This window comes from Pantoea alfalfae (assembly GCF_019880205.1).
GTDB lineage: Bacteria > Pseudomonadota > Gammaproteobacteria > Enterobacterales > Enterobacteriaceae > Pantoea > Pantoea alfalfae.
Window position 1 is genome coordinate 1,643,397 of sequence record NZ_CP082292.1, and the last position, 12,506, is coordinate 1,655,902.

The window sequence follows — 12,506 nt, forward strand, 5'->3', positions numbered from 1 at the left end:
TTAATTATTGTGACGAGCCAAACAGCGCATGCAGATGCAGGCTGGCGTCGTCATAATCGCTGCGCTCAAAGATGCCCTGTTGCAGGAAGGCTTCCATCTGCGGATAGAGCCTGATGGCTTTATCGAGCATCGGATCGCTGCCGGCGGCATAGGCCCCGACGCTGACCAGATCGCGGTTACGCTGGAAGCTGGAGAGCAACTGCTTGAACTGGCGCACCTGCGCATAGTGGTTCTCATCGATCAGTGAGGTCATCGCACGGCTGATTGAGGCTTCGATATCAATCGCCGGATAGTGACCCGCTTCGCCAAGCCGGCGCGACAGCACGATATGGCCGTCAAGGATGGCGCGCGCGGAGTCCGCGATCGGATCCTGCTGATCGTCGCCTTCGGTCAGGACGGTATAGAAGGCGGTGATCGAACCGCCGCCGTCGATGCCGTTACCGGCGCGTTCAACCAGCGCAGGCAGTTTGGCGAATACAGAAGGCGGGTAGCCTTTGGTTGCCGGTGGCTCACCAATCGCCAGGGCGATTTCACGCTGCGCCATGGCGTAGCGGGTCAGGGAATCCATAATCAGCAGCACATGCTTGCCGCGATCGCGAAAATCTTCAGCGATACGGGTGGCGTAAGCGGCACCCTGCATACGCAGCAGTGGCGAAACATCCGCCGGGGCAGCAATTACCACCGAACGGGCGCGGCCTTCAGCACCCAGAATGTTTTCGATAAAATCTTTAACTTCGCGGCCACGTTCGCCAATCAGACCGACTACGATAACGTCCGCTTTGGTGTAGCGCGCCATCATGCCGAGCAGCACGCTTTTCCCCACGCCTGAACCGGCAAACAGTCCCATACGCTGCCCGCGACCGACCGTCAGAAGGGCATTAATGGCACGTACGCCGGTATCCAGCACATCAGTAATCGGCGTACGCTGCAGCGGGTTAAACGGCGGGGTGATCAGCGGTGCGCGATAGCCGGTATCCGGCGACGGCAGACCGTCCAGCGGTCGGCCGCTACCGTCGAGCACGCGGCCCAGCAGTTCCGGCCCCAGCATCAGCTGTTTGCCCGCCTGCGGGTTATCGCCATTCTGACGCGCATAGACCCGCGCACCCGGTAAAATACCGTCCACTTCTTCCAGTGGCATCATCAGCAGTTTCTGACCGTTGAATCCCACCACTTCACTTTCGATTTCGCTGATGGTTTTGCCATCGTTGCGTTCGATGATGCAGGTCGCACCCAGCGGCAGCTGTAAACCCGTCGCTTCCAGCACCAGGCCGGTCGCGCGGGTCAGGCGGCCATAACGGCGCACCGGCTGCACCTGGGCGATGCGTTTTTCAAAGGCGTCGAGTGAGCCCAGCCAGCGGTTCAGACGGGTAGTCATCAGATTTCTCCTGGCGCAGCGAGACGGCAGAGTTCCTGCCAGCGCGTTGCGACGCTGGCATCCAGATCGCCATCTTCAGCGCTGAGTTTGCAGCCGCCAGGGTGCAGGGTGCTGTCTGCGATCAGCCGCCAGCCATGCAGATCCAGCGTCGGACCTAAAGTCTGCTCAATACGCTGTAAGTCGTCCGGGTGAACACGCAGCTGTGGTTTGCCGCTGAACATCGGTTCCTGCTGCAGCAGACCCTGAATCTGGCGCAGCAGGGCGGTACCATCTACCGTGGTGGCCTGGCCAATAACCGAGCGAGCCGCTTCCAGCGCCAGCTGCATCAGACGGGCAGCAATCACGCTGTCCAGTGACTCCAGCGTGTTCTGGAACTCCGTCACCAGTTGCTGCATCCGCGCCTGAAGCGGTGCCTGCTGCTGCCGGGCATCGGCCAGTCCCTGCTGAAAACCGGCGTCGTAGCCTGCTTTCTGACCTTCAGTCATACCCTGCTGATAGCCTTCGTTGTAGCCCTGGCCCTGCGCCTCTTTGCGCATCTGCTGCTGCAGACGTTCGAGCTGCTGTTGCTGCTCATCCACGCCGTCTTCAGCTTCGTAAATTTCTGGCTGCAGCTCCGGTTCAGGCTCGTCAAAACGACCTAAATCGGTGGGCTGCCACAGCTGCCAGGGGCGGGCAGAAAATGCATCAGACATAAGTTTCCTCGCCACCACCAATCACCATCTCGCCCGATTCGGCCAGGCGACGGACCACCAGCAGGATCGCTTTCTGTTCGTTCTCCACAGCGGACATACGCACCGGACCCCGGTTGGCCAGGTCGTCGCGCAGGATATCGGCCGCACGGGCTGACATGTTTTTGAGGAACTTCTCGCGCAGTGGCTGCTCGGAACCTTTCAGTGCAACCAGCAGCTGTTCGGACTCCACTTCCTGCAACAGACGCTGGATGCTGCGGTCGTCCACTTCCACCAGGTTTTCGAACAGGAACATCTCGTCGATAATTTTCTGCGCCAGTTCGCCATCGAAGTCGCGTACCGCTTCGATAACGGCCTCTTCCTGCTGCGTTTTCATCAGGTTGATGATCTCGGCTGCGGTTCTCACGCCGCCCATCTTCGCGCGCTTGAGGTTGGTGCCATCCAGCAGGCCATTCAGCACTTCGGTCAGTTCGGCCAGCGCAGCTGGCTGTACACCACCAAAGGTGGCGATACGCAGCATGACATCGTGACGCAGACGTTCGTCGAACAGCGCCACAATATCGGCGGCCTGACCACGCTTGAGGTGGACCAGGATGGTGGCGATGATCTGTGGATGCTCGTCGCGGATAAGGTCGGCGGCAGCCTGCGGCTCCATAAAGTTGAGCGTTTCCATCCCGCTGGTGGTTTCGCGCGTTTCGAGAATGTCCTCCAGCAGGCTGGAGGCGCGCTCTTCGCCCAGCGCACGGGTGAGCACTGAACGCAGGTATTCGTTGGAGTTCAGGCTCAATGCAGCAAACTGCTCAGCATCGGTTTCGAACTCACGCAGTATTTCAGTCAGCTGCTTGTGTGACACCTGACGCATATTGGCCATCGCCGCGCTCAGGTGTTGTACTTCGCGCTGGTTCAGGTGTTTGAAAACTTCCGCAGCGCGCTCTTCGCCGATGGTCATCATCAGGATGGCGCTTTTTTCGGTTCCGGTCAGACTCATAGCTCTTTACTCATCCATTCGCGAATCACCAGCGCAACAACGCGCGGATCGTTTTCTGACATGTCGCGGATGCGTTGACTCATCACTTCTGCGCTCATGCGGTTGTTAGACTTACGTTCCTGATCAAGCTCATCTTTGCTGAGCTGCACATTAAAGGCTTCTTCTTCTGGCTGTTGTGCAGCGGCGCGGGCAGCAACGGCTTCGGCAGCGGCTTTCTCGGCGGCCTGCTTACGAACCAGGTGCGGACGAACCAGTTTGCGGTAGAGGATAAAGGCGACCAGGGCAATCAACAGCCACTTACCGGCGTTCATCAGCTGATCAAAGAAGGACTGCTGTTGCCAGAAGGGCAGATCGGCGGTCACTGCTTCAGTGGTGTTGAACTGCGAGTTCACCACGTTGACGCTGTCGCCACGCGTCTGGGAGTAACCCATCGCTTCGCGGGTCAGGTCTTCAATCTGCTTCAACTGCTGCTCGTTCAGCGCAACCGCTTTGCCTTTATCATCTGCACGGAAGTTCACGACGACCGCAACCGACAGACGCTGTACGTCGCCGACGTTAACTTTGGTATGACGAATGGAGCGATCCAGTTCGTAGTTCACCGTGTCATCACGACGTGAATTAGTCGGTCCTGAGCTGGCCGGTGCGGTGCTGGTGGTCTGGTTAGCGTTATTCGCTGCGTTGTTCTGACCATTCGCGGCCTGATCGTTGGCTGCATTGTTAGTCGTGACCGGCGCGGTGTTGGCTGGCGCAGGCTGGTTAGAGAGCGCGCCTGGCACGCCACCCGGATAAGGGCTGCCCGACTGGTCACTGGTGCTGGTCTGACGCGAACGGATCGCCGTGTTCGACGGGTTAGCGTTAGGCTGATATTTCTCGTCGGTTTGCTCGCTGGTGTCGAAGTTAATCTGTGCGGTAACCTGCGCATGCACATTGCCCTGGCCAAGAATCGGATTCAGGATCGCTTCGATACGTTGCTGGTAGCGTGCTTCAACTTCAGAAGAGTACTTCAGCTGCGCGTCATTCAGATCGCGACCGGCGTTATCAGAACGGGTCAGCAGGCGACCGGTCTGATCGACCACGGTGACGTTGCCCGGCGGTAAACCGGCGACGCTGCTTGAAACCATGTGGGCGATGGCCTGAATCTGGCCTTCATCCAGCGCACGGCCAGGCTGCAGGGTTAAGGTGACAGAGGCGGATGGCGCTTTCTGCTCACGCACAAATAAGGTGGGTTTTGGCATCGCCAGATGAACGCGGGCGCTTTTGACCGGACCCAGTGATTCGATGGTGCGGGCCAGTTCGCCTTCCAGCGCGCGCTGGTAGTTAACCTGCTCGCTGAACTGGCTGATACCGAACTTCTCTTTATCCAGCAGCTCAAAGCCCACCGATCCGCCTTTTGGCAGACCCTGCTGAGCCAGACGCAGACGCAGCTCATGCACGTTCGCTTCCGGCACCATCAGTGCGCCACCGTTTTCGGCGAAGCGATAGGGGATGTTCATCTGCGTCAGCTGGGTGACGATGGCACCGCCATCTTCATCAGTGAGGTTGTTATAAAGGACGCTATAGCTGGGCTGCTTGGCCCACAGCACCATCGCGATCACGATCGCCACCACGGCAGCCGCCGCGACGATTAAAGGAATACGCGGATTTGCGCGCAGGCGAGCGAGCAGGTCACCGAAGCCTTTCTTTTCTTGTTCTGTTGTGGCGGCTGTGCTCGCATTCATGACCGATTCCTGCCTGACGTAATTGACCGGGTAAGTTGAGATGGCAAAACAGACTCCCTGACCTGCGTAGATAAAATTTCCACTTCAATGCCAGGCATTATTAGGTGATAAGCAAAATTCGATGGCTGGATAAGGTAGGTTTTTTGCTGTCATTTAGCGGCTTTGTCTCATTGACAACGTGCTAACTTTTCCTCACATCAAAAATGTCATCCTCTTTAATAAGGTATCGTTCATGTCCATTCAGGCAATTGACGGCGTACTGCAGCAGCTTCAGGCGACCTCGCTGCAGGCCAGTAACCGCAGCAGTGAAGCCACTAATCAGATCGATTTCGGCGCGACCATGAAAGCGGCGCTGGATAAGATTAGCGAAACGCAGACCACCGCCCGCACCCAGGCGCAGGATTTCGAGATGGGTAAACCTGGCATCGCACTGAATGATGTGATGGTCGATCTGCAGAAATCATCCATCTCCATGCAGATGGGGATTCAGGTCAGGAACAAGCTGGTGTCGGCGTACAGTGAAATTATGAATATGCAGGTTTAGGCGAGTAACTGTCTAAATCTGTTAAGGTTTATCATACTGCCACTTTGGTGGAGCACGTATGTAGCACAAGATCGCTCATTTTCGTGTTGATGAGTGATAGCTGGTCGGTATTGTTCTCTGACATCCAGGCGCCATAAACCCGGTACACCATCTGCGCATCGGAGTGACCCATTTGCGATGCAACGTAGTTCGGGTTTGCGCCTGCTGAAAGAGCCCAGCATGCGAAAGTATGACGTGACTGATATGCTTTCCGGTGACGGAGGCCTGCACGCCTCAATGCGCCGGTCCATATCTGCCCGAGAGACTCTGTTGAGTAGTAGGCTCCTGACCGCCCGTTGACTGCGTTCACGCCGGGATTAAACACGAATGTCTTCTGTTCCTCAATTCGCTCGCCATACTCCCTGGTATGAAAAGAGAAAGAGGTCTGAGGGTACATTCGGGTAAGCTCCCTTTGATCACGCAGAATATTAACGGCTGCATCTATCAGGCATATGACACGGTTGCCGGCTTCTGTCTTCGGCGGCGTGAATAATCCCTGCGGCGTAAGGTTTCGGCTGACTGTCAGCGTCTTCGTCTCAAGGTCAACATCCTCCCAGGCGAGAGCACATATCTCTCCATGGCGTAACCCCGTCAGGATGGCAAGGGACCACATATTTGCTGTCTGTCGTGTAGAGCATGCTGCGATGAGGCGGGGATACTCCTCACGCGTTATCGGGTCCGGCCGCTTATTCGACTTCTTCAGAGGCCTGATGCCGGTCATCGGGTTAGCTTCTATATACCCATTACCATGAGCAAAGGCGAAGATCGCTTTCAGGTCAGCCATGCTGGAGTTAACCGTAGCCGCCGTCCTGCCTTTCTTTTCTATATTCATCTTCCTGCCGGTAAAGTAGCTGCCATTCAGAAGCTCGATGCGCAGATTGAGAATATCCTTCTGCATGACTGACCGGATGTCCTTTCCATTACCGATAATATCCAGCGTTACCCTGACGCGACGTTCTGTCGTCACATAAGAGCTGTTTGCCCAGTCAGGTTTTTTGAGCTTCAGCCACAAATCCGCAACTTCTCTGACAGCGATCGACTTGGACGAGCTAACTTCGTTCTTAAAAAGTGGTGAATCCGGAAACTCACTCCGGTAATCAAACGTCCCTGTCTTAATGCGATAGACTATGTTGCTACGCAACTCGCCAGCCATCTTCCTGTTTTTGGGTGTGTCGAGAACTCCGATCGCCTCCCATCGTCTTTGCCCCTCATACATGAACCAGATTCGAAGGTGGTTCTTGTTGGGAGCCACTCCTGTCGGATATCCAGACATATGCCTTCTCCTGTTGAAATGGATCTGCATTTAAGCAGATTTCTTCCTGGCAATCGCTGCCGGCTGGTTATCAATCCACTTCTCGATCGCCTTCCAGTCATAAAAGCACATGCTGTTATCACGCGGCGCGCCATCGGGAGAAACGTGCTTGTATTCGCGACCCTCCATCCATGACACTTCGCGAGCCGTTTTGATGGTATTTTTCTTCATGCCAGTGATCGTCATCAGAACCGATTCAGATACCCACTTGCTCGGCATCAGCTGAACAACGTTTTCCATATCTACTCCTTATACGGCCAGTTCCAGACCAGCACGATGCAAATAAAAACGACGAGCCACAGAGTGAACTCGCCGGGGGTGATGTCGCGGATGATGTTCATGATGCTGGCTTCAGGAAGAGAACCCAGTGCGTCTTATCGCCTTTGCCAGTACGCTGCCAGATTGTTGGCTTATGTTCGGTGAGGACGATAACCTTCCCTACGGGAATCTGCGTTTCGTTCCATTTGAAGACAAGAGTGCCGTGTGGCCGCAATACCCTGAATGCCTCAGCGAACCCAGCGCGGATATCGTCTGGCCACGTCTTTCTATCCAAAGCGCCATACTTCTTTTTCATCCATGCATTGTCGCCTACGCGCTCCAGATGAGGCGGATCAAACACTACCTGGGCAAAGGTGTTATTCGCGAAAGGAAGAGCACGAAAGTCGGCAATGATGTCGGGACTTATTTGCAGCATGCGTCCATCGCATAAAACATGTTGTTCTTCCCGGCGGTCGGTGAACAACGCCCGGTCATCCTGCTTATCCATCCAGAACATGCGCGAACCGCAGCACATATCCAATATGCTTACTTCAGACATAACAACTCCTAACGCAGAGCGCGATAGTGAATAGGGGGGTTAGGTGTAATACATTGAATTGGCAGCGAGCAGAGTGATTGACCGGCGCAATCTCGTCATTAGTGATGAGATGTGGTTTTCGTCGTAAGGATTGCTACTCGACTGCGCACCGACTGGCTCACTGGCCAATACCACTTTGTCGTTAAATATGATGCTCATATTTAGGGCGGCGACGGCTAACTTGAAATCTATAGGCAGCCTCAACAACGCTTATGATGCAACATGTCGCACAACCCGCAAATGAGCGGGCGTTTTTGACTTAACTGCCGCAACTAAGACTATTCCTAATCGTTTTTTATAGGTATGATTCATCAAAATCAGTTACCTATCTGGTCACTACAATGAGCGACGCGATCAAAGAAATTGCTGGCATTTTAAAGGAGTCACTTGTCACTCCAGTTCAGGAAGCATTTGTCTATCGTGCTAAGAATCCTTTTTTTGGGACATTGATTATTAGCTGGATGTTTTATAACTGGGATAAGGTGGCTTATTTCTGCCTGTCAAAAAGGGATGTGTTAGAAAGAATCAATTTTATAAGAACTAAGATACCCGATAACTCAATAATATTCGGGCATAGTATTAGCCATACGCATTCATTTTGGTTTCCGATTGTCTGGTCAGTATTGTTAACTGTTACATACCCTTTCTTTACTTACTGTGGGATGTACATTCATAGAAGAATAACATCTAAAATAGAATCAATTAACTCACACAAAGAAAGAACACGTTTGATCCTGCAGAGAGAGTTAATGATTCAGATTGCAAAAAACGAATCGGCTAGAGCGAAACAGTTAGCGACTGACGAAGCTGAGCTTGAAGAAACAAAAGAAAGGACAATTACGGCTAAATTCAATATTGAATCTTTAAAAGAGCAAAGAAACACTCTTAATTCACAGGTTGATACTCTTCAGGAACAAAAAAGGACCCTTGAGATTCTACTGGTTGAGACTAATGACTCTGTAAAAAGAGCTAATAACAACTTAGGCCTTCTTACAGAGAGATATGTTTCTTTCGGCGATTTAGAAGAAAAATATCTGCTTATGGAGACTGAACTAAACAATTTAAAAGATTCTATAAATACCAGACAAAACCCTGCTTTTGCTAAAACAGTTGACCGGGGACAGTTAGAAGGTCTCCCCGCATCCGCTGAAATAGCCGCGAAAATAATGAGTTCGTTCACCGGTTAGGCATACGGGTCGTAATCAATTTCGCTGCGACCCTGCTCATTACTGCCAATATGCCGAAATAATTCATTTTCCTCTCTACCGGGAAGGTGTATCTAAGCTTGTCACAATTTGTTTCAATGACGGCGATTTGGATATCAAGCCAACTCAATGCCGCGGCAAAAATAGCCATATAACAGGCAACAAAAAACCGCCCGTAGGCGGCTGTTTATAAGAAGTTAAAAGGGATTAAATTCCCATGCGGTACTCTTCGTACGTACGAGGTTCCGAGTCGCCTTTTTTGCGGAAAACAAGCATCTCTTCCTTCCGATTCGTAACATACCCCAGTGTTTCAGTAAGCTGGCGTCGCAGGTTAGTAGGCATTTGAGGAATGGTTTTATCGGTGAGACCATTCTCAATTTTATTCATGATTTCGAGAGCCAGGGCAATCTGCTCCTCATCAATCAGAATATTGACGCGATAACCCTCACGGGTCTCTTGCTCACTGCCTAACTGCCTGGTCAGTTTATCAACCTGATCGGCATAAGCGTCCAACTGGGCCTGCACATCGGCGGGGATTTCACCTGTTTTTTCAGCCAACGTTTTAAGGGCATTGATGTTATCGATCGCCTGTTGCGCCAGATCTGTAGCAGTAGTCATTTTGGTATCCTTTAAGAAGGGTAAATCAGAAGTTCAGTGAGGTTAAAAGGCCGACTTTCATCGGCCTGAAAAAGTCAGTTATTGACTAGCTGTTACGGGTGTTCGTACTGCTGGAAAGTACGCGGTACCGGGTCGCCAGGCTTACGGAACATGGCGTTGTCGTCTTTGCGGCCTTTCAGATACATCAGGGTCTGCTTAGCCTGATACTGAGCGTCTGGAGACAGAGAGCCAGCCGTACCTGCGTTAATCGCCGCTACAACTTTGGTCAGAATTTCGATACCCCAGCCCACAGCTTCAGTGGTGTCCAGAATCGCAGAGCGATACAGGATATTGAGGTCTTGCAGGTCTTCAAATTCCTGGTCGGTATGAGACATAATAAATCCTCTTTCAGTTGAGTGGGTTAGGCCGTGAATTCACTCAGCCACCTTACTCGCACAGCCTGATAAAGAACAGCGAAATACTGTTTATATGTACAGTATGTTTGTGTCATAAATTTGGCTTAGTACCATCGTTAGTTTTGCTGCGCTCTTCCAGAAAACGTATCCGGCTACGGCTGGCCCGTTGTCGAACAGATTCATATGAGCGGTTGAGTTGTCTGGCTATAAGTTTGGGTGGGATGGTTGCTGCGAGTTCTTTCAGAAGGCCTATCTCATCGGGTGACCAGCGGCGGCCAAGAGTTAACTGATTGCCGCGACGCCGGTATTCTGGTGATTCCATGTTGTCTCCTGTTATTTGCTGAGTGCCTCTTCGATTTCTGCCTTACGGAGAAGGTAAACGTCAGTGGCTTTTTCCAGCGTTTCAGCTTCACTTGCCAGCATGCGCGCCGCGTATTTATAGCAACGGTCAAGCCCTGCAACGTTCTCAGCCTCAGCAGCTGCTGTGGTGAAATCGACAAGCAGCTCATCCGGCGTGCGCGCTGATGCACTGGTATTCGTCGCCGGGTTAATTTCGCGCTCAGGCTGCTGCGTTTCAGGTTTGCTGTTAATCAGGTTGTTCAGGTCAGCGCGGCTGCGTGCCGGGGTGACATCGCGTTCTGCTCGCTGCGCCGGTTCAAACTCATCCGGGGTATAAACACCGAGAATCACGTCCGGGCAAAAGAGGCGCGCCCAGTATTTAACAGCCAGATATGCCAGCTGCTGTTTTGGTGCTGTCTTCCAGAGAGGGGAGTTGCGCGTGGTGACATACTCCATGTAAAGCGGCTCGCCCCACGTAATCTCTGTTTCACCGCGCAGCACTGCGCCGACGCGTACAGACAGGCCGCGCTCATTTGAGGCATTTGCTGCGCCCGGCTTAAACTTCTCCCAGTCGCCGCCGTACTCGTATTTAAAGCGGCCCTGCACGGCAGTTGAGCTGGTGATTACCGCATTGACCAGCTGAGCCTCATAACCCAGCGTGCCGTTAACCAGGTGCGTTTTCTGCGCCACCGCGTACCGCATACACAATACTGTGAAGTGCTGGTGCCAGCCGGTAACTTTCTACTCAGCTCACTGATTGACGTGGGCGGACGCACGGTGACGTGGGTGGCAGATGCTGGAGCTACATTCACCAACTCTGCAAATCTGAATGGACGTATTTTCAGAAAGGGGATCCGCAATAACAATGTTATGCAGCATGGCACGCTCGATGGAGCATGCTCATTCAGCGTCAGTGCTAACCGTGGTGCCGAGGCTCCCGCACAGGTTCTGGGTGTCATATCTCCTGACCAGATCGCCACTTACATGGACCGTGATTCAGTTGGCTTGCACGCGGAGAACTATGCTCCTCAGATTCTGGCAACCACCTCGACCGGAACATATACCGCCAACTCAGTAACTTTCGGTACCGCGCTTACAGCTGACCAGGTTAAAAAGCTGCGTGTTGGCATGATCATCGATACAAAACACACGCCGACAAAATACTCTGGTATCGTGACGGGCTGGGCCGCAAACGGCACGTCGATCACTGTGGAAGGCTGGTATCTCGTTGACGGAAGTTCTGCCAGCCATTCTAAAGTGACACCGGTAAACGGTACCGGGGTCAATATCAATCCCTTTACCAAAGCCTGGGCGATGAACGCTAACGTGTTTATTGATACCAACTCCCATGCGGTGGCGGCAGTTGGGCTGGAGCTTGGCGTAAGTAACGAGAAATTTGACTACGACCCTGTGACGGACACATGGCACACCTGGTGTTATGACGCAATTACGCTGGGTTCTAAGCGCTGTGAAACAGCCTATATGCAGCGTGGCTATTACTACAAAGGCTATGAGAGTCGTGGTGCTACCGGCTACGGTTTTACCGGTAAGAACGCCAATGGTATCTGGCCTTCTGTGGCCATGTTCCATAGCCAGGCCAACTCAGACTATCAGATCCTTTTCCAGCCGGATGTTTACGGGAATAAAACATCGTTCGCAGTCAAAAAAGATGGTTCGGTTGAGATGGGTCGCATCGACGCGGCCGCTACGGTCACACTCGATCTGCATTCATCAGGCAACGACATAGACTACGATGCGCGAATTTCTGCCACGGGAGGCACCACAACCAACGGCGGCGGGACGATGACGCTTGCCGCTACCAGCATCAACTTATCGCCTGGCTACATCGTTGAATTCAACAGCTTTCGGCCATCAGTTGACGCGACTAAAAGCCTTGGCCTTCCACAGTATCGCTACAGTATCGTGTATGCGAGCACAGGTACGATCAACACCTCCGATGTTACTACCAAGACATTCCTCAATATTGAGCAGGCAGAGAAAGATGCTGCAGTCGAGATCAGGGGAATGATGAGGAAGTTCCAGTTTAACGATGCTATTTCCGAGAAGGGTGCGGACAAAGCCCGCTATCACTTTGGCGTCGGTGCCCAGTACGTTCGTGATGTGCTGACTAAACATGGACTAGATCCTGATATGTACGCATTCCTGTGTTACGACAAATGGGAAGACGAGTATGAGGATATTTATGAAGATGTTGAGGTTGAACGGGAAGTAGCAGGTAAGGCTGATGAACCGGTGATCATCAATGGTGAGCAGGTTGGCACGCGCCGTGTTGATATTACCTATATGGCAAAGGTTACGGAGCAGCGTGCAACGGGCGAGAAAAGGCTGGTGCGTAAAGCAGGTGAGCTTTATGGAATCAGGTATGAAGAATTAATCTGTTTCATAATCAGCAGATTATAAAAGCAGC

Annotated in this window: 13 protein-coding genes and 1 pseudogene; 3 read left to right on the forward strand and 11 right to left on the reverse strand. The window is 52.8% G+C overall.

Features of this window, described 5'->3' with window-relative positions; all coding sequences use genetic code 11:
- Positions 1–4: 4 nt before the first annotated feature.
- Genes fliI through fliF form a run of 4 tightly spaced genes read right to left on the reverse strand, consistent with a single transcriptional unit; the run spans position 5 to position 4,770 of the window.
- Positions 5–1,375: a flagellar protein export ATPase FliI gene (gene fliI, locus K6R05_RS07615; RefSeq protein ID WP_161736210.1), complete on the reverse strand. Its 1,371-nt coding sequence runs from the start codon at positions 1,373–1,375 to the stop codon at positions 5–7.
- Positions 1,375–2,067 carry a flagellar assembly protein FliH gene (gene fliH / locus K6R05_RS07620; protein WP_161736211.1) on the reverse strand — a complete coding sequence of 231 codons (693 nt, stop codon included), beginning with the start codon at positions 2,065–2,067 and terminating at the stop codon, positions 1,375–1,377. The genes fliI and fliH overlap by 1 nt, the downstream gene beginning before the upstream one ends.
- On the reverse strand, positions 2,060–3,052 hold the full coding sequence (gene fliG / locus K6R05_RS07625; protein ID WP_013358282.1) for a flagellar motor switch protein FliG: 993 nt from the start codon (positions 3,050–3,052) through the stop codon (positions 2,060–2,062). Before fliG ends, fliH begins: the two co-directional genes overlap by 8 nt.
- Positions 3,049–4,770, reverse strand: a complete 1,722-nt coding sequence (gene fliF, locus K6R05_RS07630) for a flagellar basal-body MS-ring/collar protein FliF (protein ID WP_222925336.1) — start codon at positions 4,768–4,770, stop codon at positions 3,049–3,051. The genes fliG and fliF overlap by 4 nt, the downstream gene beginning before the upstream one ends.
- Before the next feature lie 232 nt (positions 4,771–5,002).
- Between fliF and fliE the strand changes: the two genes are divergently transcribed.
- On the forward strand, positions 5,003–5,314 hold the full coding sequence (gene fliE / locus K6R05_RS07635; RefSeq protein ID WP_013358280.1) for a flagellar hook-basal body complex protein FliE: 312 nt from the start codon (positions 5,003–5,005) through the stop codon (positions 5,312–5,314).
- A gap of 31 nt (positions 5,315–5,345) precedes the next feature.
- Here the strand turns inward: fliE and K6R05_RS07640 are convergent, their stop codons facing one another.
- The 3 genes from K6R05_RS07640 to K6R05_RS07650 form a co-directional block, all read right to left on the reverse strand.
- Positions 5,346–6,626 (reverse strand): Arm DNA-binding domain-containing protein, encoded by a 1,281-nt coding sequence (locus K6R05_RS07640; protein WP_222925337.1) that lies wholly within the window; start codon positions 6,624–6,626, stop codon positions 5,346–5,348.
- A 30-nt stretch (positions 6,627–6,656) separates the two neighbouring features.
- Positions 6,657–6,905 (reverse strand): excisionase family protein, encoded by a 249-nt coding sequence (gene xisR / locus K6R05_RS07645; protein WP_033758164.1) that lies wholly within the window; start codon positions 6,903–6,905, stop codon positions 6,657–6,659.
- A 97-nt stretch (positions 6,906–7,002) separates the two neighbouring features.
- Positions 7,003–7,482 (reverse strand): class I SAM-dependent methyltransferase, encoded by a 480-nt coding sequence (locus tag K6R05_RS07650; protein ID WP_222925338.1) that lies wholly within the window; start codon positions 7,480–7,482, stop codon positions 7,003–7,005.
- Between the two features lie 380 nt (positions 7,483–7,862).
- Here K6R05_RS07650 and K6R05_RS07655 point away from each other — a divergent pair, with 380 nt between their 5' ends.
- The gene (locus K6R05_RS07655) at positions 7,863–8,708 is read left to right on the forward strand and encodes a coiled-coil domain-containing protein (RefSeq protein ID WP_222925339.1); all 846 of its coding nucleotides are present in this window, start codon (positions 7,863–7,865) and stop codon (positions 8,706–8,708) included.
- Between the two features lie 225 nt (positions 8,709–8,933).
- Here the strand turns inward: K6R05_RS07655 and K6R05_RS07660 are convergent, their stop codons facing one another.
- The 4 genes and pseudogenes from K6R05_RS07660 to K6R05_RS07675 all read right to left on the reverse strand — a co-directional run.
- Positions 8,934–9,344, reverse strand: a complete 411-nt coding sequence (locus K6R05_RS07660) for a hypothetical protein (protein WP_222925340.1) — start codon at positions 9,342–9,344, stop codon at positions 8,934–8,936.
- Between the two features lie 92 nt (positions 9,345–9,436).
- A complete protein-coding gene (locus K6R05_RS07665; protein WP_222925341.1) occupies positions 9,437–9,718 on the reverse strand; it encodes a hypothetical protein in 282 nt (93 codons plus the stop codon).
- Between the two features lie 112 nt (positions 9,719–9,830).
- Positions 9,831–10,061: a hypothetical protein gene (locus K6R05_RS07670; RefSeq protein WP_222925510.1), complete on the reverse strand. Its 231-nt coding sequence runs from the start codon at positions 10,059–10,061 to the stop codon at positions 9,831–9,833.
- An 11-nt stretch (positions 10,062–10,072) separates the two neighbouring features.
- Positions 10,073–10,774: pseudogene (locus K6R05_RS07675) on the reverse strand (recombinase RecT); the annotation flags it as partial.
- Positions 10,775–10,864: 90 nt separating this feature from the next.
- Between K6R05_RS07675 and K6R05_RS07680 the strand changes: the two are divergent.
- On the forward strand, positions 10,865–12,499 hold the full coding sequence (locus tag K6R05_RS07680; protein WP_222925343.1) for a tail fiber domain-containing protein: 1,635 nt from the start codon (positions 10,865–10,867) through the stop codon (positions 12,497–12,499).
- Positions 12,500–12,506 lie beyond the last annotated feature (7 nt).